Annotated in this window: 18 protein-coding genes and 1 pseudogene; 12 read left to right on the top strand and 7 right to left on the bottom strand. The window is 68.5% G+C overall.

Annotated elements, in window-relative coordinates:
• Positions 1-8: 8 nt before the first annotated feature.
• The 3 genes from ACZYZ7_RS17140 to ACZYZ7_RS17150 are packed head-to-tail and all read right to left on the bottom strand — an operon-like array spanning position 9 to position 6,522.
• Complete coding sequence (locus ACZYZ7_RS17140) at positions 9-1,259, bottom strand: MATE family efflux transporter (protein ID WP_450072387.1); 1,251 nt, start codon at positions 1,257-1,259, stop codon at positions 9-11.
• Complete coding sequence (locus ACZYZ7_RS17145; RefSeq protein WP_463741388.1) at positions 1,256-2,593, bottom strand: M1 family metallopeptidase; 1,338 nt, start codon at positions 2,591-2,593, stop codon at positions 1,256-1,258. The genes ACZYZ7_RS17140 and ACZYZ7_RS17145 overlap by 4 nt, the downstream gene beginning before the upstream one ends.
• On the bottom strand, positions 2,590-6,522 hold the full coding sequence (locus ACZYZ7_RS17150; protein WP_463741389.1) for a Pls/PosA family non-ribosomal peptide synthetase: 3,933 nt from the start codon (positions 6,520-6,522) through the stop codon (positions 2,590-2,592). The genes ACZYZ7_RS17145 and ACZYZ7_RS17150 overlap by 4 nt, the downstream gene beginning before the upstream one ends.
• A gap of 239 nt (positions 6,523-6,761) precedes the next feature.
• On the opposite strand from ACZYZ7_RS17150, the gene ACZYZ7_RS17155 reads away from it, so the two are divergent.
• The 3 genes from ACZYZ7_RS17155 to ACZYZ7_RS17165 are packed head-to-tail and all read left to right on the top strand — an operon-like array spanning position 6,762 to position 9,052.
• A complete protein-coding gene (locus ACZYZ7_RS17155; protein WP_135459031.1) occupies positions 6,762-7,730 on the top strand; it encodes a TerC family protein in 969 nt (322 codons plus the stop codon).
• A gap of 55 nt (positions 7,731-7,785) precedes the next feature.
• Entirely contained in the window at positions 7,786-8,193 is a 408-nt protein-coding gene (locus ACZYZ7_RS17160; RefSeq protein ID WP_135459029.1) for a hypothetical protein, read from the top strand.
• Positions 8,194-8,212: 19 nt separating this feature from the next.
• A complete protein-coding gene (locus ACZYZ7_RS17165; protein ID WP_450072390.1) occupies positions 8,213-9,052 on the top strand; it encodes an SDR family NAD(P)-dependent oxidoreductase in 840 nt (279 codons plus the stop codon).
• Between the two features lie 34 nt (positions 9,053-9,086).
• On the opposite strand, the gene ACZYZ7_RS17170 is transcribed toward ACZYZ7_RS17165, so the two are convergent.
• Positions 9,087-9,608 (bottom strand): 2-oxo-4-hydroxy-4-carboxy-5-ureidoimidazoline decarboxylase, encoded by a 522-nt coding sequence (locus ACZYZ7_RS17170; RefSeq protein WP_167858015.1) that lies wholly within the window; start codon positions 9,606-9,608, stop codon positions 9,087-9,089.
• A 61-nt stretch (positions 9,609-9,669) separates the two neighbouring features.
• A complete protein-coding gene (locus ACZYZ7_RS17175) occupies positions 9,670-10,158 on the bottom strand; it encodes an inorganic diphosphatase (RefSeq protein ID WP_450072392.1) in 489 nt (162 codons plus the stop codon).
• A 127-nt stretch (positions 10,159-10,285) separates the two neighbouring features.
• On the opposite strand from ACZYZ7_RS17175, the gene dacB reads away from it, so the two are divergent.
• The 6 genes from dacB to ACZYZ7_RS17205 all read left to right on the top strand — a co-directional run bounded on the left by dacB (position 10,286) and on the right by ACZYZ7_RS17205 (position 17,285).
• The gene (gene dacB, locus ACZYZ7_RS17180) at positions 10,286-11,665 is read left to right on the top strand and encodes a D-alanyl-D-alanine carboxypeptidase/D-alanyl-D-alanine endopeptidase (RefSeq protein ID WP_135459019.1); all 1,380 of its coding nucleotides are present in this window, start codon (positions 10,286-10,288) and stop codon (positions 11,663-11,665) included.
• The gene (locus ACZYZ7_RS17185) at positions 11,653-12,729 is read left to right on the top strand and encodes a zinc-dependent metalloprotease (protein ID WP_450072393.1); all 1,077 of its coding nucleotides are present in this window, start codon (positions 11,653-11,655) and stop codon (positions 12,727-12,729) included. Before dacB ends, ACZYZ7_RS17185 begins: the two co-directional genes overlap by 13 nt.
• Entirely contained in the window at positions 12,708-13,667 is a 960-nt protein-coding gene (tilS, locus tag ACZYZ7_RS17190) for a tRNA lysidine(34) synthetase TilS (protein WP_463741390.1), read from the top strand. The genes ACZYZ7_RS17185 and tilS overlap by 22 nt, the downstream gene beginning before the upstream one ends.
• A 37-nt stretch (positions 13,668-13,704) precedes the next feature.
• On the top strand, positions 13,705-14,292 hold the full coding sequence (gene hpt, locus ACZYZ7_RS17195; RefSeq protein WP_135459015.1) for a hypoxanthine phosphoribosyltransferase: 588 nt from the start codon (positions 13,705-13,707) through the stop codon (positions 14,290-14,292).
• A gap of 45 nt (positions 14,293-14,337) precedes the next feature.
• A complete protein-coding gene (locus ACZYZ7_RS17200) occupies positions 14,338-16,563 on the top strand; it encodes a molybdopterin-dependent oxidoreductase (protein WP_463741391.1) in 2,226 nt (741 codons plus the stop codon).
• A 416-nt stretch (positions 16,564-16,979) separates the two neighbouring features.
• Positions 16,980-17,285, top strand: coding sequence for a hypothetical protein (locus ACZYZ7_RS17205; protein ID WP_463741392.1), 306 nt, complete (start codon positions 16,980-16,982; stop codon positions 17,283-17,285).
• Here ACZYZ7_RS17205 and ACZYZ7_RS17210 read toward each other — a convergent pair.
• Together ACZYZ7_RS17210 and ACZYZ7_RS17215 are read right to left on the bottom strand one after the other, a co-directional pair.
• Positions 17,282-18,004 (bottom strand): SIMPL domain-containing protein, encoded by a 723-nt coding sequence (locus tag ACZYZ7_RS17210; protein ID WP_135459009.1) that lies wholly within the window; start codon positions 18,002-18,004, stop codon positions 17,282-17,284. The genes ACZYZ7_RS17205 and ACZYZ7_RS17210 overlap by 4 nt on opposite strands.
• A gap of 125 nt (positions 18,005-18,129) precedes the next feature.
• Positions 18,130-19,053 (bottom strand): alpha/beta fold hydrolase, encoded by a 924-nt coding sequence (locus tag ACZYZ7_RS17215; RefSeq protein WP_463741393.1) that lies wholly within the window; start codon positions 19,051-19,053, stop codon positions 18,130-18,132.
• 91 nt (positions 19,054-19,144) lie between these two features.
• Between ACZYZ7_RS17215 and ACZYZ7_RS17220 the strand changes: the two genes are divergently transcribed.
• The 3 genes and pseudogenes from ACZYZ7_RS17220 (at position 19,145) to ACZYZ7_RS17230 (ending at position 22,257) form a co-directional block, all read left to right on the top strand.
• On the top strand, positions 19,145-20,170 hold the full coding sequence (locus tag ACZYZ7_RS17220; RefSeq protein WP_463741394.1) for an alpha/beta hydrolase family protein: 1,026 nt from the start codon (positions 19,145-19,147) through the stop codon (positions 20,168-20,170).
• A complete protein-coding gene (locus tag ACZYZ7_RS17225; RefSeq protein WP_463741395.1) occupies positions 20,167-21,375 on the top strand; it encodes a saccharopine dehydrogenase family protein in 1,209 nt (402 codons plus the stop codon). The genes ACZYZ7_RS17220 and ACZYZ7_RS17225 overlap by 4 nt, the downstream gene beginning before the upstream one ends.
• Positions 21,372-22,257 (top strand): annotated as a pseudogene (locus tag ACZYZ7_RS17230) (PaaX family transcriptional regulator C-terminal domain-containing protein). The gene ACZYZ7_RS17225 and the pseudogene ACZYZ7_RS17230 overlap by 4 nt, the downstream one beginning before the upstream one ends.
• The last annotated feature ends 35 nt before the right edge of the window (positions 22,258-22,292 follow it).

A 22,292-nucleotide genomic window follows, 5' to 3' on the forward strand; every position in this document is an offset into this window, starting at 1 on the left:
CTACACGGTCACTGCATTGCCAGCTTGGCCAGCGCGACCAGGTGAACCGCGATTCCTACCAGCGGTCCGCACAGCAGCGCGACGATGGTCCGAGTCTCCAGCCCCACCGGTAGCAACAGCAGTGCCACCGCTGCGACCGTGGCAAGGATCCAGCCCAGTGCGTAGGCCCGGTGCAGGGCGGCTGCGACGGTAGCGGCGCCGGTCAGCGTGAGCATCGCGATGGCGACGGCGGCCGCGGTCAGCCAAGCCAGCAGGGCGCCGCCGGCGCGGTACTCGTCGCCGAACCCGACCCGCAGCAGCCAGGGGCCGAGCAGCCCGGCCGCGGCCACGCCCACCGCACCCAGTGCGGCTACCGCGGCCGCCGGCGCCAACAGTGCCCGCAGCCGTTTGTCGCGCTGGTCGACGAAGTGTGCGATCAGATTGCCCTGCATCGCGGTGAGCGGAACCAACAGCGGGGCGCGGGTCAGCGTCACGGCGAGGATCACCACACCGCCGGCCGCGCCCAGATCCCCCGAAGTGGCCTTGAGCAGCACCGGGAAGCCCATCACCAGGATCGCGCTGGCGCCGGCCGCGGCGATCGAGTGTGCGGCCCCGCGTAGGAATGTCGACGGACTGCCCGCGGTGAGCAGCCCGGCCGCCAGGCGCGCTGCCGGCGCGGCGATCAGCATGATCAGCCAGGCCACCGCTCCGGCCACGGTGGCCCACAGGAACCCGGCCAACCCCCAGCCGAGCACGAACGTCGCCGCGGCCACGGCCACCCGGATTCCGGCGTCGGTGACCATCAGGGCCCCGTACTCGGTCCAGCGGTTCACCCCGGCGAGCATGCCGAGCAGCGTGGCGTGCAGACAGAATCCGGCCAGCCCAACGCTGAGCAGCACGACGCTCAGCGCGCGCGACTCGGCGAACACGTGCGCGCTCCACAGCGGTGAGCTGGCCGCGATCACCAGGGCCGCGACGATGCCGACCAGGGCGGCGATCCGCATCGGGTGGGTGGTCGGCCCGCCGCTGAGGTCGCGGTGCCGAGACGAGCGCACCTCGCGGGTGGCCTCCTGCAGCAGACCGTTGGCAGCCCCGGTCACCAGGCCGAACGCACCCCAGAACACGCTGAAGACCGAGAAGCCGGCGGGCTCGAGATCGCGCGCGGCCAGGTACAGCACGGCGTAGCCGCACAGCGCACTGAGCGCCGTCGCCGCGCCGACGCGGGCGACGCTGCTGCGCGTGACCGGTCCGGGTGCGGGTGCGCCGCCGGCATCGGTCACAGGTCCGGCAGCTCTTTGGAGTACAACCAGGCCTGCCACAGCGATTGCAGTGGCTCGTCGGTGTAGCCGGCGGCCAGCCCGGTGAAATCGTCGGTGAACGCCGTGCTGTGTCGGTAGCGGGCTGTCCAATCCCTCAGTAGCGCAAAGAAATTCCGGTCGCCGATCAGAGTGCGTAGCGCGTGCAGGGTCAGTGCGCCGCGCTTGTAGATACGGTCGTCGAACATGTCCTCGGGCCCGGGATCGGACAGCAGAATGTCCTGGGGCTTGTCGCGCAGCCGCTCGTAGTAGTGCTCGGCCCACTCGGCGGCGGTGTGGTCGCCGCTGTGCTCGGACCACAGCCACTCCGCGTAGCAGGCGAATCCCTCGTGCAGCCAGATGTCGCGCCAGCGTCGCGCCGTGACTGAGTTGCCGAACCACTGGTGGGCCAGTTCGTGGGCGATGAGCCGTTCGGCGCCGCGGTGCCCGTCGCAGTGGTTGGCCCCGAAGATCGAGATGCCCTGGGCCTCCAGCGGGATCTCGAGATCGTCGTCGGTGATCACCACGGTGTAGCCGCTGGCCAGTGGATATGGGCCGAACAGCTTGATGAACAACTTCATCATCTGCGGTTGGTGCTCGAAGTCGTGGTCGAACTCGCGCCGCAACCGAGCGGGCAGCACCGCGTGCATCGGTACCGGCGTCTTGGTCAGCCGTTGGCTCTCGTACTGGCCGATCTGCAGGGTGATCAGGTAGCTCGACGTCGGCTCGGCCTGCTCGTAGGTCCACACGGTGTGCCCGGCGCGGGCCTTGCGGGAGATCAGTTCACCGTTGGCCAGGGCGTAGTACGGGCTGTCGGTGCTGATCTGGATCCGGTAACTGGCCTTCGAGCTGGGGTGGTCGTCGCACGGGAACCAGGAGGCCGCCCCGTTGGGCTGGCCGGCCACCAGGGCCCCGTTCGACAGTTCCTCGAAACCGACGTCACCCCAATATGTTTCGATGGGGCGCGGGGTTCCGCTGTAGCGGACGACGATGGTCATCGCGGCCCCGGCCGGTAACGCCGAGGACAGGGTGACCGACAGCTTCCCGCCCGAACATCGGTATTGGGCCGGACGGCGGCCGTTCACCGACACCCGCGACACCGTCAGGGCGTCGGACAGGTCGAGGGTGAAGGTGCGCAGCGCGGCCAGGGTGACCGCGGTGATCGTGGCTGTCCCGGCCAGCCGGTTGATCGCCACCTTGTACTCGAGGTCGAGTTCGTAGCGCGACACCCGGTACCCGAAATTGCCGTTGCGCGGCAGATACGGGTCGATAACGGGCGGGGGTGCCAATTTCTTCGCTGCTTTCTTCGATCGGGTCACGCGGCGGAGTCTTCTGTTTTCTTGGCGGTCTTGTCGGTGGTCTTGTCGGCGGAACGCTTCTTGCCGAACATGTTCCACGGCGCGATCGGGTTGCCCTGCCACCTCGTCGACGGCGGTACCTCGTCGCCGCGCATCACCAGTGAGCCCGGTCCGACCGTGGCGCCGGCACCCAGTCGGGCCGCGGGTAGCGCCACGCAGTGCGGCCCGAGTGTCGAACCTTCTTCGAGCACAACGCTGTCCAACCGCATGATGCGGTCGTGGAACAGGTGGGTCTGTACGACGCAGCCGCGGTTGACGGTGGAGGCGGTGTCCAGTGCCACCAGATCGGCTTCGGGCAGCCAGTAGGTTTCGCACCACACGCCGCGGCCGATCGAGGCTCCCAGCCCGCGTAGCCACAGGTTCATCACGGGGGTGCCGCTGGCGGCCCGGGCGAACCAGGGGGCCGCGACGGTTTCGACGAAGGTGTCCGACACCTCATTGCGCCACACGAACGATGACCACAGGGGGTGTTCGACGGCGCGAATCCGGCCGACCACCAACCACTTCGCGATCACCGCGATGGTCCCGGCCACGGCGCCGGCGGCCAGCAACACCAAGCCACCGGTCAGCGTCGCCCAAAGGAATCCGAACCGGATCGTCACGGCCTGCATCGCCCCCAGAACCGCGACTCCGATCGCGAAGGTGACGATCACCGGGATCACCCGGCAGGTCTCCACGGTCGAGCGCATGATCTTGAGCCGAATCGACGGGTGGAAGGTGCGTAGTGCGTCGGCCTCGGTGGCGTTGCGGCGCAACCGGACCGGTGGGCTGCCCAGCCAGGATGAGCCGGCCTTGGCCTTGTGCGGCGTGGCCGACAGCACGGCCACCAGGCCGTCGTCGGGCACCTTGCGGCCGGGCTGGGTGATGCCGGAGTTGCCGAGGAACGCGCGCTTGCCGATGGTGGCCTTGGCGACGTGGATCCAGCCGCCGCCCAGCTCGTAGGACGCCACCATGGTGTCGTCGGCCAGGAACGCGCCGTCCTGGACCTCGGTGAACTTCGGGGTGAACAGGGCTGTCGAGATCTCGGTGTCCCGACCGACTTTCGCGCCGAGCAGCCGCAGCCACCAGGGTGTCAGCAAGCTGGCGTAGATCGGGAACAGGTAGTTGCGGGCCGCATCCATCAGGCGTTCTGTGGTCCACAGCTGCCAGCCCACGCGGCTGCGTACGGGGTGGTAGCCCTCCGAGAGCCGCACCGAGAGGATGCGCACGCCGATCACGGTCAGCGCGGCATAGGTCAGCAGCGAGACGACGGCCGCGGCCGGGGTCCATGCGAGCGCGGGCAGCACCGCTTCGGCCGGTGAGGCAGTGCCGTGCACGGCCCAGACGATCACCGCCAGGCCGGCGGCCAGAGCGAGCAGCGGCAGACCGGCCAGCAGCACCGAGGACACGCCGTACACCGCGACCCACACCGGGGCGCGTCCCGGCCGGTGATCCGGCCAGGGGTGGCGGGCCTTGCCCGATTTCACGGCCGGCGAGCCCTTCCAGAACTGACCGTTCTTGACCTTGCCGACCACTGCCGATCCGGGGGCGACGTCGGCGTTCTTGCCGACGCTCGCCCCGGGTAGCAGCGTGGTGCGGGCGCCGATCGTGGCGTCGTTGCCGATCGACACCGGGCCGACGTGGAAGAGGTCGCCGTCGATCCAGTGCCCCGTCAGGTCCACCTCGGGCTCGACCGAGGCGCGGTGGCCGATCTTGAGCATGCCGGTCACCGGCGGAGCCGAGTGCATGTCGACGCCCTTGCCGACGCTGTTGCCCAGGGCGCGGGCGTAGTAGACCATCCACGGTGCACCGGCCAGGTTCTCCGCACCGCTGGCAGCGCCCAGTCGTTCGGCGATCCACACCCGCAGGTGCACGGCGCCGCCACGGCGATAGGTGCCGGGCTCGAGTCCGGTCAGCAGCATCCGGGCGAACAGCACCGCGATGCCCATGCGGCCCAGTGGCGTGACGAACAGCAGGAACCCGGCCAGCACCCACCACCAGCTGAGCGGATGCGCCCACGACACGATCCCCGTCTGGGCGGCCACGTTGTTCAAAATGGCCAGCCAGACCACCCACTGCATGCCGGTGAGGGTGGCCAACGGCAGTGACAATGCGACCTGTGCGGCCTGGGTGAACAGCGGAGTCGGTTTGACCTCGCGGGATTGGATCTCCGGCGGTGGTTTGAGCTCGTCGAGATAGCCGGCCAGCGAGCCGAGCCGGGGGTGATCGTAGAGGTCGGCGACGGTCACCAGCGGGTAGCGCCGTCGCAGTGCGGCCACCAGCTGCGCAGCCGACAGCGAACCGCCGCCCAGCGCGATGAAATCGGCCTCCGGCCCTTCGACGGGCGTGCCGAGCACGTCGCGCCACAAGCCGGCCAGCCAGCCCATGGTGCCGTCGAGTTGCGGCGCCTCCTGATCGGCGTCTCCGGGCGGTGGCCACGGCAGTGCGTTGCGGTCCACCTTGCCCGACGTGCGGGTCGGTAGTTCGTCGAGCAGCACGAGCCTGGGCACCAGGGCGGCAGGCAGCGACTCCGACAGCGCGGCGCGCGCGGCGGCCAGGTCGAATTCCGGATCGGCGCTGGCGATGTAGCCGACCAGCAGCGGGGTGCCGCTGGTGGTCTTGCGGACCGCTGCCGCACCGCCGCTCACGCCGGGCAGGTGCACGAGCGCGTTATCCACTTCGCCCAGTTCGATGCGGCGGCCGCCGACCTTGACCTGATCGTCGGCGCGGCCCTGGAAGTACAGGCCGTCGGCCTCCAATCTCACCAGGTCACCGCTGCGGTAGGCCCGGTTCCAGCCCAGCGTCGGCATGGGCGCGTACTTCTCGGCGTCCTTCTCGGGGTCGAGGTAGCGGGCCAGGCCCACCCCGCCGATCACGAGCTCGCCGACGTCGCCGATCGCCACCGGCAGGCCATCTTTGTCGACCACCGCCAGGTCCCAGCCGGCCAGCGGCAGGCCGATGCTGACCGGGCCCTGCCCGTCCAGCTGCGCGGCGCAGGCCACGACGGTCGCCTCGGTGGGGCCGTAGGTATTCCACACCTCCCGGCCGTCCACCGCGAGCCGGGCCGCGAGTTCAGGTGGGCAGGCCTCGCCCCCGAAGATCAGCAACCGCACGGCTTCCAGTGCCTCGGCCGGCCACAGCGCCGCCAGCGTCGGAACGGTGGACACCACGGTGATGTCACGGCTCACCAGCCAGGGGCCCAGGTCCATGCCGCTGCGCACCAGTGACCGTGGGGCGGGCACCAGGCAGGCGCCGTGCCGCCAGGCCAGCCACATCTCCTCGCACGACGCGTCGAAGGCCACCGACAGCCCGGCCAGCACCCGGTCTCCGGGGCCAATCGGGTTGTCCGTCAAGAACATCTGTGCTTCGGCATCGACGAACGCCGCGGCGCTGCGATGGGTGACGGCCACACCTTTCGGGGTGCCCGTCGAGCCCGACGTGAAGATGATCCAGGCGTCGTCGCGACCCAGCGGCTCCGCGGCCCGCCAGCCCCGCGACGAACCCGGTCCGCGCACCAGCCCGGCCTCGGTGATCACGCCGACCACGTTGGCCTCCCCGAATACCAGCTCGGCGCGTTCGTCGGGGTCGTCGGCGTCGACCGGGACGTATGCCGCGCCGCAGGCCAGCACTGACAGGATCGCCACGTACAGGGCATAGCTGCCCGAGGGCATCCGGATTCCGAGCTTGTCTCCGCGGCCGATACCGCGTGCTGCCAGCCAGGACACACTGTCGGCGACGTCGGCGATCAGCTCGGCGTAGGTGAGCTGGACCGTGCCGTCGTCGAGGGCGGGTGCGTCGGGAAAACGCCGGGCCGTGTCGTGGAGGATGTCGACGAGAGTGCGCGGCTCGGGTGCCAGTGGGGATAGCACGTACTGCGGGGGAATCTCGTGCGGACCGGCGGGAGCTGTCACGAGTACAAACTACTAAGCCCCGGCCATCACGGCCCAGTGGCGCACGGCGGGTCGGTCCGGCGTGCCGCTTCGATTTCGGTTCGTGGGATCCGTCAGGCAGACTGGTCGGCGGAGGGGAGTATTCCTTTCGCTGCGATGTCGTCATCACGTCGGTCGTCAATGATCGATCGGTGTCGCGGACCGGTGTGTTGTAACCGGTGGAAGAGACCTCCGGCGTTTTGACGACCGGAGGATTTTCGATGCAGGTAACCCAGCTGGAATGGATTGTCACCCTCGCAGTGACCATCGCCGTTCTGCTGTTCGACGTCGTCGTGATCGGGCGACGCCCCCACGAACCCACCACGCGGGAGACCGCGACGTACCTGTCGATCTACATCGGCATGGCGGTGGCCTTCGGCGTGTGGGTGTGGTACTTCCACGGCAGCCAGTTCGGGCTGGAGTTCTTCGCCGGATGGCTCACCGAATACAGCCTGTCGGTGGACAACCTGTTCATCTTCTTGATCATCATGGCCAGCTTCAAGGTGCCGAGGATCTACCAGCAGCAGGCCCTGCTGGTCGGCATCATCCTGGCGCTGATCTTCCGCGGCATCTTCATCGCGCTCGGCGCGGTCGCGATCAACGAGTTCTCCTGGGTGTTCTACATCTTCGGTGCGTTCCTGGTGTACACCGCGATCAACCTGGTCCGTGACACCGACCACGACGACGACGGCGACAACGGTCTGGTGCGGTTTGCCCGCAAGCACCTGCGGACCACCGACAAGTGGGACGGTCTGCGGCTGTGGGTGCACGAGAACGGCAAGCGGTTGATGACGCCGATGTTCCTGGTGATCGTGGCGCTGGGCACCACCGATCTGCTGTTCGCGCTGGACTCGATCCCGGCGATCTACGGCCTGACCCAGGAGCCCTACCTGGTGTTCACCGCCAACGTGTTCGCCCTGATGGGGCTGCGGCAGCTGTACTTCCTGCTGGGTGACCTGCTCAAACGGCTCGTCTACCTCTCGCAGGGGCTGGCGTTCATCCTGGCCTTCATCGGCGTCAAGCTGGTGCTGCACGCGCTGCACGAGAACGAGCTGCCGTTCATCAACGGTGGCGAGCCGGTGCACGTTCCGGAGATCCCGACCCTGGCCAGCCTCGGCGTGATCGTGGTGACGCTCGCCATCACGACCGCCGCGAGCCTGTACAAGACCCGGGTGCGGGACGCCCGGTAGTCCTTTGGATTCCGGCTGAACGTAACTCTGTGCTGGTGCGGTATTCGCGCTTAGCGTGGCCGGGGTGCGGATATTCGTGGCGGATGCCGAGTCCTGGACCGAGCTGACCGACGGTGACGAGCCGACGGCGCGGATCTCCGCGCCCGACCTGGCCCAGGCGCGCCGGATCCGGTCCGGCCTGAAATCCGAGGACGACGGCGTCTCGGTGATCCTCGATGTCACGGTTGCCGTCGCCGGGGACTACCGCTCGGCCCGCTGCAGCCTGACGGTGGCCGGCCCCGAGGCGCAGGTGCGCTACGTCGGGACGGTGGACGGCCTGGCCGGCCTGATCGCCGATATCAAGGCCGCCGAGGTGGCCGACGGTGTCACCCTGATCCCGGCCACGGCGGGCCAGGACCCGCACGGACTCGGGGCCGACGTGCTGCGCAGGCTGGAGTTGCGGTCGCAGGCGAGAGCGTCGTAAGCGACGTACCCTCGCCGGTATGCCTTCAGTTCTGGTCACCGGCGCCGGCCGTGGAATCGGCAGAGCCATCGTCGAACACCTGGCCGCGACCGGATGGGACGTCATCGCCGGAGTGCGCTCGAAAGCCGATGCCGCCTCGGTCACCGAGGTCGACCCGCAGCACATCTCTGCGGTGATCCTCGACGTCACCGATTCCGGGAACATCGACGCGCTGGACGCTGCGCTGCCGGCGCGACTGGATGCGGTGGTGAACAACGCCGGCATCGTGGTCGCCGGGCCGGTCGAGGCATTGACGGCCGACGACTGGCGTAAACAGTTGGAGGTCAACGTGATCGGCCAGTTCGCGGTGACCAGGGCGGTACTGCCGAGGCTGCGCGAATCCCGTGGCCGGGTGGTCTTCATCTCGAGCGTGAACGGCCAGATGTCCATGCCGATGCTCGGTGCCTACGCCGCGTCGAAGTTTGCTCTGGAGGCCGGTGCCGAGGCGATGCGAATCGAGCTGAGGCCCTGGGGCATTCCCGTGGTGGTGGTGGAGCCGGCGCAGACCGACACCGACATGTGGCGCAAGGCCGATGACATGGTCGTCGAGGTGGAGGCGGGGATACCGCTCGAGCAACGGGCTCTGTACGCCAAGCACATCGAGGGGATGAAGAAGTTCATCCCGGTGTCGCAGCGCATGGCCGTGCCGCCGGCGAAAGTGGTTGCGGTAGTGCAGGAGGCGCTCACCGCGGACAAGCCGAGGGCCCGGTACCTGGTCGGATTGGGCAACAAGGTTCAGGTGGCCTTGATGCGGAACACCCCTGCGGCGCTGCGGGATCGGATCATGGCGAAGATCTTCGGGGTGCCCCGCCGGGCATGATGGAGCTCGAATACCGCGACGCAGGCGGATACGGCTACCAGTTGTAGTAGCCGCCCTCGGGGCCGAGCATGCGTTCCAGGCGGGCCCGGTTGATCCGGGCCAGCTCGTTGCGGACGACCTTGCGCTCGGTCTCCTGGTCGTTGTGCAACCGGTCGATGATCCCGGCCAGGGCCCGGTGCGCGCAGCAGTCCTCGACGAACATCACGAAACCGAACCCGAACCGCTCGGTGTAGTGGACGTCCTCGGTGCTGAGCTGTGACATCACCGCGGGATCGTCATCCCATACCGAGCACTGTTCGCACACCGACTTCGGGCTGCGCGGACGCCTGCCGATATGCGGATAGGCCTGCAGCACGCGGTCGATGGAACCCTCACCGAGGCTGAACAGCAGGGTGTCGGCCTGCCGGAACAGCGAATCGTGGTCGGCGAACGGGCGCCCACCGGCGAGGTCGGTCGCCAGCACCACGCTGTAGCAGCACTCGTACACGGCATGCACCGCACGCCGCAGGGGCAGTGCGTTGTACGCCTCAAGTCCCATGCCCTGATGCATCAACACCTGGTCAAGCATGAGAGGCGCAGAGCACAGGGGAGTTACCCCGTGTTACAGCGAGGCTAAATCAGTGATCTGAGCTCTTGAACCGCTCGATCGAGCGCTGCAGTTCGGCCTCGGCCTCTTCGCGGCCCGCCCAATCGGCGGCCTTGACGAACTTGCCCGGTTCCAGGTCCTTGTAGTGCACGAAGAAGTGCTTGATCGCCTCGAGCTCGAAAGGCGGCACGTCACCGAGGTCCTGGATGTGGTCCCAGCGGGGATCGCCGGCCGGCACGCACAGCAACTTGTCGTCGCCGCCGGCCTCGTCGGTCATCTTGAACATCGCGACCGGGCGGGCCTCGACGATGCAGCCGGGGAACACCGACTCGGGCAGCAGCACCAGCGCGTCCAGCGGATCGCCGTCCTCGCCGAGGGTGTCCTCGAAGAACCCGTAGTCGGCCGGGTAACCGAACGACGTGTAGAGGTAGCGGTCGAGCTTGACCCGGCCGGTCTCGTGGTCAACCTCGTACTTGTTGCGCGAACCCTTCGGGATCTCGATGACGACGTCGAACTTCACCGTCGTGGCTCCTTCGCATCTGCGGTCAGTCGTGGGTCGTCGGGCGACGACGCGGGTCAACCCTAATAGAGCGATAGTCTGGCCTAAACGGGTGGCTCGTCCCCACCACCGGCAGAGCAGGAGAAATATGCGGCCCACTCGGTGGCGGCAGTCCACCCATGTGGCGGTTGGCGTCGTGGTCCTGGTGCTGGTCGCCGCCGTCGTCGCGGTTGCTGCCGTACTCACCGGGCACCGGTCCAGCGATGCCGAGGCGGCTCCGCCGGCACCCCCGCCGGCGACGGCCAGCCCGGGGATCGTCCCGGTGGACATGTCGGCGCCGACACCGACCGTGAGCGGCCTGGCCGCCGCGCTGGGCCCGGCCCTGGCGAATCCCGACCTCGGTGAGGTGACCGGCCGGATCACCGACGCCGAGACCGGTGCTGAACTGTGGGAACAGAATTCCGGGGTGCCGATGCAGCCGGCTTCGGTCAACAAGGTGCTGACGACGGCGGCTGCGCTGCTCACGCTGGACCGTAATGCCCGGCTCGCCACCACCGTCCTGGCCGTCGATTCGCAGCCCGGTCTGGTGGTGCTCAAGGGCGGCGGGGACACCACGCTCTCGGCGGCGCCCGCGGACACCGACACCTGGTACAAAGGCGCGGCCCGGATCAGTGATCTGGCCGAGCAGGTGCGCAACAGCGGCATCACGGTCACCGCGGTCCGGGTGGACATCAGCGAGTACAGCGGCCCCACGATGGCGCCGGGCTGGGACCCTGCCGATATCGAGGGTGGTGACATCGCACCGATGGAGCCGGTGATGCTCGACGGCGGACGCATCCAGCCGACGACGGTGGAATCCAGGCGGTCGACCACACCCGCGCTGGACGCGGGCCGGGCCCTGGCCGCCGCACTCAAGGTGGACCCCGCGACGGTGACCGTGCTGGCCAATGCGGTGCCGGGCAAGCAGATCGCCGCGGTGCAGTCCGCGCCGCTGATCGAGCGGCTGCGCCAGATGATGAACGAGTCCGACAACGTGATGGCCGAGTCGATCGCCCGTGAGGTTGCCGCCCAACTGCACCGGCCGCAGAGTTTCGACGGCGGTGTCGACGCGGTGCTGACCCAACTGGAAGGCATCGGCATCGACATGTCGGCGGCCAGGCTGGTCGATTCCAGCGGCCTGTCGACCGAAGACCGGCTGACCGCCCGGATTCTCGACGAGGTCGTCAACATCGCGGCGGGCAACACCGAGCCCGCCGTGCGGCCGCTGGTGGACCTGCTGCCCATCGCCGGCGGCAGCGGCACGTTGTCCAACCGGTACCTGGACACCGACGCCGGCCGTGACGCCGCGGGCTGGCTGCGGGCCAAGACCGGGTCACTGACCGGGACCAACGCGCTGGCCGGCATCGTCACCGACGACAGCGGGCGGGTGCTCACGTTCGCGCTGATCTCCAACAACGCCGGGCCCACCGGGCGCACCGCGATCGACGAGCTGGCCGCGTCGCTGCGGTCGTGCGGATGTGGCACGTGAGCGACAAGGTCGCCATGACCGCGGGCCGCGCGGTCGACTGGGATTTCGCCGCAACGGTCGGGGCGAAGCTGGCCCGGCCGGCCCCGGCCTCCAGCGACTACACCCGCAACCAGGTGATCGAGCAGCTCTCGGAGAGTTCGAAGGCCGCCGAGCTGCCGGTGCGTGAGGTCACGGGTCTGATCGAGGGTGTCGAGGTTCCCGAGGCCCGCGTGGTGGACCGTCCCGAGTGGATCCGGGCGGCCACCCGGTCGATGCGGGTGATGACCACCGGCCTCCAACCCGGTGACGAAAGTGACACGCACAAACCGGGATTCATCACCGGCCGGGTGACTGGGGCGCAGACCGGTGCGGTGCTGGCGTTCATCTCCTCGGGCATCCTCGGCCAGTACGACCCGTTCGGCCCCGACGGTGGCGAGCTGCTGCTGGTGTATCCGAACGTCATCGCGGTGGAACGTCAATTGCGTGTCGCCCCAGCTGATTTCCGGCTGTGGGTGTGCTTGCACGAGGTCACCCACCGGGTGCAGTTCCGCGCCAACCCCTGGCTGGCCGACCATATGTCGCAGGCGCTGGCCGTGCTCACCCAGGACGCCGGCGAGGATGTCGCCGAGGTGGTGGGCCGGCTCGCGCAGTTCGTCCGCGATCAACGTAACGGGTCGGCGCCGGACCCGAATTCGAGCGGCGTGCTCGGCCTGATGCGTGCCGTGCAGGCCGAGCCGCAGCGCCGCGCGCTCGATCAGCTTTTGGTGCTGGGCACCCTGCTGGAGGGGCACGCCGATCACGTGATGGATGCCGTCGGGCCGGCGGTGGTGCCCACGGTCTCGACCATCCGGCGTCGCTTCGACGAACGCAGGCAGCGTAAGCAGCCCCCGCTGCAGCGCGTGGTCCGCGCCCTGTTGGGCTTCGATGCCAAGATCAGCCAGTACACCCGGGGCAAGGCATTCGTCGACCATGTGGTGCGGGAAGTCGGGATGGCCCGGTTCAACACGGTCTGGTCCAGCCCCGACACCCTGCCGCAACCCGACGAGATCGACGAACCGCAACGATGGATCGAACGGGTGCTGTAGCCGCGCTGCGGCAAGCGGTCGCGGCCACCGGCGAGGGCGTCGATGGCTCGACATGGTGTGTGGCATTGTCGGGCGGCCCGGACTCCCTGGCGTTGACCGCCGTCGCGGCCGGCCTGCGGCCCACCACCGCGCTGATCGTCGACCACCGGTTGCAAGCCGGATCGGACGCCGTCGCCGAAGCTGCGCGCAGGCACGCAATGGCATTGGGATGCGTTGCAGCGCATGTTCTTTTGGTTGACGTAGGCCGTACCGGCGGGCCGGAGGCGGCGGCACGTCAGGCCCGTTACGCAGCACTCGACACGGCCCGTGCCGGCGCCCCGGTACTGCTCGGCCACACGCTCGACGACCAGGCCGAGACGGTGCTGCTCGGGCTGGGCCGCGGATCGGGTGCCCGCTCGATCGCCGGGATGCGCCCGCATGACCCGCCGTGGCACCGGCCCCTGCTGGGGGTGCGTCGCACACTGACGCACGCCGTCTGCGACGAACTCGGCGTCAGCCCGTGGCAGGACCCGCACAATGCCGAACCCCGGTTCACCCGGGTCCGGCTCCGCCGCGAGGTGCTGCCGCTGCTGGAGGACGTGCTCGGCGGCGGGGTGGCCGAGGCCCTGGCCCGCACCGCGACCGCGCTGCGCGAGGACACCGAGACGCTCGACGCGCTGGCCGGCGAGGCCCTGGCCGGGGCGCGCACCGAGGCCGGCGGTCTGGACATCGCCGGGTTGGCCCCGTTGCCCGACGCGGTGCGGCGCCGGGTGATCCGGGCCTGGTTGCTGGACAGCGGCGCGTGTGATCTGACCGACATCCAGATCCGCGGCGTCGACCGGCTGGTGACGGCCTGGCGCGGGCAGGGTGGCGTGGCCGTCGGGTCCGGGCTGCGCAAACAGCGGTTGTTCGCGGCGCGGCGCGGCGGCGTGCTGATGATGCATACCGAACCGGTCTAGCGATCCGCGTTGGAAAGCAGCTGCCTCGCATGGCACGCTGTTCGATGTGGCTGTCGACTCTGCCGAGCTGTATGCGGGAGACATCAAATCGGTGCTGTTGTCCGAGGAGCAGATCCGGACCCGCACCGTCGAACTCGCCGAGATGATCGCCGAGCAATACCGAGACAATCTGGGCAACGACGACCTGCTGTTGGTCACCGTGCTCAAGGGCGCGGTCATGTTCGTCACCGATCTGGCCCGGACCATCCCGCTGCCCACGCAGCTGGAGTTCATGGCGGTCAGCTCGTACGGCTCGTCCACCTCGTCCTCGGGTGTGGTGCGCATCCTCAAAGACCTCGACCGCGACATCAATGACCGCGACGTGCTGATCGTCGAGGACATCATCGACTCGGGGCTGACCCTGTCCTGGTTGCTGCGCAACCTGGCTACCCGTGGCCCGCGCTCGCTGCGGGTCTGCACGCTGCTGCGCAAGCCCGACGCCGTCAGGACCGAACTCGACGTCGCCTACGTGGGCTTCGACATCCCCAACGAGTTCGTCGTCGGATACGGCCTGGATTTCGCCGAGCGCTACCGCGATCTGCCCTACATCGGCACCCTGGAACCGAAGGTGTACGAAACGCCCTAAGCCGGAGGCTTACAAAAGGCCGGAGTCCGGCGCACAATTCGGGGCATGGCTGATACCCGCACGGCCCTTCGGATCTGCCCCTTCTGCGAGGCCACCTGCGGCCTGACGCTCACCATCTCCGACGGTCGGGTGACCGCCGCCCGCGGCGATCGTGACGACGTGTTCAGTGCGGGATTCATCTGCCCCAAGGGCGCCAGCTTCGGTGAGCTCGACAACGATCCGGACCGGCTGACGCGACCACTGATCCGGCGTGACGGCGTACTCACCGAAGCTACGTGGGCTGAGGCGTACGCGGTGGTCGCCGAGCGACTCGCCGCGGTGATCGCCGAGCACGGCGGTGCCTCGGTCGGGGTGTACCTCGGCAACCCGAACGCGCACACCATCGCCGGCAGTCTGTATGCGCCGCTGATCATCCGGGGCCTCGGCACCCGGCAGGTGTCCAGTGCCAGCACGCTCGACCAGATGCCCAAGCACGTCGCGCTGGGTCTGATGTTCGGCAGCCCGGTCGCGTTCACCGTCCCCGATCTCGACCGCACCGACTATCTGGTGATCATCGGTGCGAATCCGCTGGTGTCGAACGGCAGCCTGGCCACCGCCGCCGACTTCGGAGGCAAGCTACGGGCCTTGCGCAAACGTGGCGGCAAGCTCGTCGTCATCGATCCGGCCCGCACCCAGACCGCCAAACTGGCCGACCGCCACCTCGCCCCGCGGCCGGGTACCGATGCGGCGCTGCTGTTCGCCATCGTGCACGTGCTGTTCGAAGAGGAGCTCGTCGAACTCGGCGGGCTCGCCGAGCACGTCACCGGAGTCGAGCAGGTCCGTGACCTGGCCGACGAGTTCTCACCCGAGGCCGTCGAGCAGGCGTGCGGCGTGGCAGCCGAAGAGATCCGGGATCTGGCCCGCGAGCTCGCCGCCGCCCCGACCGCCGCCGTCTACGGCCGGATGGGTACGTCCACAGTCGAGTTCGGGACCATCGGCAGCTGGCTCGTCGACGTCATCAACGTCCTCACCGGCAACCTCGACCGCCCCGGCGGAGCGATGTTCGCGCTCGGAGCCGCCGCACCCGCACCGCGCCCGCCGAAACCCGGCCGCGGATTCCAGACCGGGCGGTGGGCCAGTCGGGTCTCGGGCTATCCCGAAGTGCTCTCCGAACTGCCGGCGGCCGCGCTCGCCGAGGAGATCGACACCGCCGGTGAAGGGCAGATCAAGGCGATGATCACGATCGCCGGAAACCCGGTGCTTTCCGCGCCGGACGGCGACCGCCTCGACCGGGCCCTGGACCGGGTCGACTTCATGCTGTCTGTCGATCCGTACCTCAACGAGACCACCCGCCACGCCGACGTCATCCTGCCGCCGCCCCCGCCGGCCTGCAGCGCGCACTTCGACGTGGCGCTGAACAACCTCGCCGTCCGCAACAACGTGCGGTACTCCCCGCCGGCACTGCCGCTGGACGGACGGCCCGACGAGCCCGAGATCCTGTCCCGGCTCGCCCTGATCCTCTACGGCATCGGGGCCGATGGGGATCCGGCTCTCGTCGACGCCCAGGTGATCGCCAAGACGCTGGCGAAGGAGACAGCCGACCCCGATTCGCCGGTGGCGGGCCGCGACGTCGAAGAGCTCACCTCGATGTTGTACGACGGCCCCGGGTACGAACGCCGCCTCGACATGATGTTGCGGCTCGGGCCCTACGGCGACGCGTTCGGTGCCAAGCCCGACGGGCTCACCATGGAGCTGCTGAAGGCCAACCCGCACGGCATCGACCTGGGGCCGCTGAAACCGCGGGTCCCCGAGGTCCTGCGAACCCCAAGCGGGCGAATCGAACTCGCGCCGGAGCCGATCGTCGCCGACGTGGCGCGGCTGCGCGATGCACTCGGCCGCGCGGTAGGCGGGTTCCTGCTGATCGGGCGGCGTCATCTGCGGTCCAACAACAGCTGGATGCACAACCTCCCGGCGCTGTCGGGCGGCTCCAACCGGTGCACCCTGCAGATCCATCCCGACGATGCCGCTGATCTGGGACTCACCGACATCGCCGTGATCAAGGGCCCCGGCGGTGAACTGCTGGCCCCGATCGAGGTGAACGACGGCATGCGGCGCGGCGTGGTCTCGCTGCCCCATGGCTGGGGACATGACCGCGGCGGCACCGGCCAGCAACTCGCGGCCAGCCGGCCTGGGGCGAACGTCAATCAACTCAACGACGGGACACATCTGGATCCGTTGTCGGGCACCGCGGTGCTCAATGGCATCCCCGTCGACATCGCACCAGCGGGTTGACCCCGGCTAGGCGTCTCGGCGTGCCGGCGTGTCGGCGCGGGAAAGCGATGTCCGACCTGCCCGGCTGTTAGCGACTTTTCAGCGACAATCGCCTCGTGGGCATCTGTGACCACTCTGGTCGCAGACACGATTTGTACTCGCGTCACTTAGGGTGCAATTTGCCTCGTGCATAACAGATTTCGGGGTGCCCGGCTGTCAGCGACAGAGTCGCTATGAGTCGGGCGCTGGACTGATGAGGCTCGTGGGGTCAGAGATGCTGGCGTCGCAAAACTGGTTAGCGACAATGGGTTTGGTGAGTTCCATGTTGTCGATGTGGCGATTGTCGCTGAAAAGTCGCTGATAGCCGGGCACATCGGATACCCCGCTGGAATTTGTGACTGGCGTGACTTGTCGGTCCCTCTTGGCACTGTGACGCCATGAGGGACAAACTCCTGCTGCGGGGCATCAATCTTCGCTATGTACTGACCGTGCAGCTGCTCCGGTACGGCGCGCAATCGGTGGCCGACCTGGTCGATGCACTCGAGGATCAGGGATTCACCACAAGGGGACGGCCGTCGAAGGCGATCTCCGACGCCCTGCGTTGGGAGATGGCCCACGGCCGGGTGTGCCGGGTCAGGCACGGGCGTTACCGCCCCGCCGGGATGCCGCGTTCCACGGAGTACCGCATCCGCGAACGAGTCGCGGCACTCCGCGCGGCAGCCGCCGACCGCACGGCGGCCTAAGTCAGCTCCCAGATGACGGTCACCGAGAAGTTCACCGTCTGCTGACCGGGTTCCAACGGAACGGCTTCCATCGCCGCCCGCGGCATCGGGGTGGGCGTGGGCGGGGTGGAGCCACCGGACTGCTCGGATATCGAGATCACCTTGCCCAGGTGAAGCCCCGACAACCCGGCGTACTGATCGGCGCGGTTCTTGGCGTCGTCGAATGCCCGGGCACGGGCGTCGCGCACCAGGTCCGAATCGTCCTCGATCGAGTAGTTGACCGAGTTGATGCGGGTGGCGTCGCCTCCGGTGCTCGCGATCAGCGCCAGGGTCTGGGAGGCCTTGGCGGTGTCACGGATCTTCACCTTGATCGCATTGCTGGCCTGATAACCCGAGATCTTGCTGTCGGTGAATTGTGGCTGCACGCTGACCTGCGTGGTGCTGATGTCCTTGCGGTCGATGCCCGATCCGACCAGCGCATCGATCACGGCCTGCTGGCGCTGGCTGGATTGGTTGAGCGCGCCCGACACGTCCGGGGCGGTGAACTCCATCGCCACATCGGCGGTCAGGGTGTCTGGCACGCCCTGCACCTGGCCGGATCCGACGACGGTCACCTGTCGGGCGCCGTCCGGCGCGCCCGCGGCGGGCCCTGAGGTCGCATCACACGCGCTTGCGCTGACGGCGATCAATCCCGCGGCGGCAACGCCGAGTACCCGCAATTTCGCATTCCCGATCGGCATGACCGAACCCTACCGGGACGTCACGCGGTCACCAGGACTTTGCAGTGCCGGTCGCAGCCGAGGCGGTCCCGCGCCCCGACCCGGTCCGTGTCGTATTGCAGTGCGGTGGTGGGGGATTGGCCCACTCACCGCAGACCTCCCAGGAACTCCAAGAGCGCTTTGTTGACCTCGTCGGGTCGTTCCTGCTGCAGCCAGTGCCCGGCGCCGTCGAGCAGCACCTCGCGGTAGTCGCCGGTGACCACGTCGTGCACCCGGTCGCGCGGGGTGAAGCCCAGTACCGGATCCGCGGTACCTGCCAGGAACAGGGTGGGCACCGTGATGGTCGATGCGGGAGTGTTTTCGGTCAGCTCCCAGTTCCGGTCGAAGTTGCGGTACCAGTTCAGCGGCCCGGTGAATCCGTTCTCGGTGTAGGCCTGCACGTAGCGCTCGAACTCGTCGGCGCTGATCCAGTCCGGCAGCGGCGGCAACGGGCGTCCCGACAGGCTTTCCGGGGGCGCACTGATGCCTTCCATCGAGAGCATCCGGCGCAATGATTGCCGCGGGTCGGCGCCCAGCGCGGCGTCGGCGACACCGGGTTCCTGGAAGTACAGGATGTAGAAGAAGTTGTCCCCGACGATCTTGCGCCAGATCTGCGTCGGGGGCGCGGGCGCTCGCGGTACCGGCGGCACGCTCATGGCCACGACTGCTCTGACCCGGTCGGGGTAGAACAACGGAAAGTTGGTCGCGACGGGCGAACCCCAGTCGTGGCCGACGAGCACCGCCTGCTCGGCACCGACGTCATCGAGCAGGCCGGCGATGTCGGCGGTCAACTCAACGATGTTGTAGGCGTCGATGTCTTCGGGTCGCGATGAACCGCCGTAGCCGCGCTGGTCAGGGGCCAGTACGTGATAGCCGGCCGCCGCGAGCGCCGGGATCTGGTGCCGCCACGAGTACGCGAGCTCGGGGAATCCGTGGGCCAGCACCACCACCGGATTTCCGCGTTCACCCGCCTCGGTCACCGTCAATGTCACGCCATTTGTATCGACTAACCGTTCGGTTGGTGTGAGCACGATCTCACCCAAGCACACGATCGACGGCTGCGTAAGCCTGCCGATTCAAAACTATCAAAACAAAAACGACCGTATGAGATACGATAGATTAATGCTTCGCGTGTGCGTCCGGGTGATCGCCGTCTGCTGCGTTGTCGCGGCTGCACTCGGTGCGGTGATCCTGTGTCAGAACGACTTCGACATCACCGAGGAGCATGTGGCGATACCCGGGTCGACGCAGCCGCTCGACGCGATCCTGGCGCTGCCGACCCGCGGGGAGAAGCCCTACGGTCTGGTGGTTTTCGTGCACGGCGATGGCCCCGCTGACGCGTCGCGCGATTCGTTCTACCGGCCGCTGTGGGAGTCGTTCGCCCGGGCCGGTTACGCCTCGGTGTCCTGGAACAAGCCCGGAATCGAAGGGGCGCCGGGCAATTGGCTGTACCAGAGCATGCATGACCGTGCCGTCGAGACCGAGGCTGTGCTGACCTGGGCGCGCGGCCGCGGTGATATCGACCCGCACCGCATCGGGGTGTGGGGGATCAGTCAGGCCGGCTGGGTGCTGCCCGAGGTGGCCGCGAACCACCCCGAGCTGCGGTTCATGATCCTGGTCGGGCCGGCGGTCAACTGGCTGCGTCAGGGCGAATTCAACCTGCTGGCCGAACTTCGGGCACAGGGAGCGGGCAGCCCCGAGATCGCCGCCGCGCTGAAACGCCGGGCCGAATCGGTGCGGCTGTTGCGTGCCGGCGCCGACTACGACCGGTACGTCGCGAGCGGCATCGACGACCCGCCGATGTCCGCCGACCGTTGGCGGTTCGTGAGCGCCAACTACCTGTCCGATGTCACTTCGGTACTGCCCCGGATAAAGGTTCCCGTGCTGCTGATGCTCGGCGCGGACGACCGCAACGTCGACGTCGCCGAAACTGAGCGGGTCTATCGCGCGCAGCTGCCGCCGGATCGACTCGCCGTCCAGAAGTTCCCGGACGCCTCGCACAGCATCGCCAAGGCCCGGCTCGACCATCACCAGGGGTTCCGTTCGTTCCTGGTGGCCGTGTTCGCGCCGCGCTCGCTATACGCACCCGGTTACCTCGACTCCCTGCGGGAGTTCGTCGATCATCTTCCTGACAGGAGCACACCATGAGAGTCCTCGCGCTGGGCGGAGCCGGAGCGATGGGTGCCGCAGCGGTGCGGACCGCAGCGTTCTCCGGAGACGTGGAGCGGATCGTGATCGCCGACCGCGATCTCGCGGCGGCCGAGCGCGTCGCCCGAGAGTTGGTGGGAGCGCCGGTGCCGACCGTCGCCCGCCGGGTCGACGTCACCGATGGCACCGAACTCCGCAGCGCCCTCGCCGAGGTCGACCTGGTGCTCAACACCGTCGGCCCCTACTACCGCTTCGGCCTGGAGGTGTTGCGTGCCGCGATCGACACCGGGACGCACTATCTCGACATCTGCGACGACTGGGAACCCACGGTGCAGATGCTCGAACTCGACGCCTCGGCCCGTGCGGCGGGGGTGACTGCCGTGATCGGCATGGGCGCCAGCCCTGGCGTGAGCAACCTGCTCGCCGCGACGGCAGCGGCTCCGCTCGACACCGTGCGCGACGTGTACACCGCCTGGCCGGTCGACGTGACAGCCGGGATCGAGGACAGCGGCGACCAGCTGATCGGCCCGGACGGATCACCGACCGCGGCCGCAGTTCATTGGATGCAGCAGAGCAGTGGCACCATCACAGCGGTGCGGGCAGGTTCATTGACCGAACAACCGCCGTTGCGTCCGGTGACACTCGAGCTGCCCGGCGGACGTCGCGGCACTGCCTACACCGTCGGACACCCCGAACCCGTTACGCTGCAACGCACCCTCAAACCGACCGGGGAATCGGCCAACCTCATGGTCGTCACGCCGTCGGCGGTCGCCTTTCTCGACGTGTTGCGGCGCGACATCGACAGCGGCAGGCTCACCAACGAGGCCGCCGCACGTCGCGTCGCCAAGCCGCATCTCACCACCGTCATCCGGTCGCTGCCGCGTGCGGTGCTGAACAAGGGCCCCGGCACGCTGCCGCCGTTCTTCGCGGTGGCCTACGGTGACCGGCAGGGCCGCGAGGTGGCGGTGCTGGCCCACCTCAGCGGTGAGGCCGGCATTGGCGCACTGCTGACGGACATGGCCCGCGCCACCGGAATTCCCTTGGCGCTCGGCATGTCCCAGGTCGTCGACGGCACCGCACGGCGGGCCGGTGTACACCCACCCGATGCGGTGATGAGCAGCGAGCGCTTCTTCGCCGACCTCGATCGCGAGCTCGGCCGCAACGGTTCACCGCCGCTGATCGTGACGGAGCAGGAGTACCGATGAGCCCTGAGGCGAGCACCGACGCCGACCGTGCCGTCCCGACCCGCACCCTCGTGGAGAGCCTGATCCGCGAGGATGCCACGGTCGACGCGGGCGAACTCTACGAAGTCGCCAACACCCTCGGCATGAGTGACCAGCAGGTCAGGTTGTGCATCAAGCGCCTCGTCGCCGAAGGGCAGTTCGTTCAGGACGGCCGCGGGCGGAAGGCGGTGTTACGCGCGACTCCCGAGGTCCGCAGCACCATCGAGCCGGACCTCGAGTTCGTCCGCTACATGTACGCGCAGGACCGCGGGCAGGCCGACTGGGACCACGAATGGCATGTGGTGGCCTTCGCGATCGGTGAGTCGGCCCGCGCGGCCCGCGACGCGATGCGCGATGCCGTTCTCCGGTTGGGCGGCGCACCCATCCAGGGCGGACTCTATGTATCGCCCAACGCGTGGGAGCCGCACGTGCGGGCTGCGGCCGACCGATTGGGCGTCTCCGACCGGGTCACCATCCTCACCACAACCGACCTCGACGTCGGGGGAGTCACCGAGCCGCAGGCGCTGGCCGGAGCGCTGTGGCCGCTGGAGGCCATCGCGGATGGCCACCGGCGACTCCTGGCGACCGCCCAGCGATCGGTGCGTGCGCTGCCCCGCGCCACCCGCGCCGTCCGACTCGGCGTCGCGATCGAGCTGGCCGCGGAGTTCACCCGGGCGGTGGAGCCGGATCCGCTGCTGCCACCCCAACTGTTGCCGCAGCCATGGATCGGTGCCGTGGCCCGCGCTGCGGTCGCGGACTGCTGGTCAGACCTGCTGCGCGACGATCAGCCCGAGCCGTTGAAACCTCTTCCGCTGGTATGCCGATGTCATCGCAGAAGTGGCCGGTATCGCCCGCCGGCAGTAGTGCTTCCAGTATGTGTAGTGGGGCTGGATACCGTC

Source organism: Mycobacterium sp. IDUB_17, assembly GCF_055419465.1.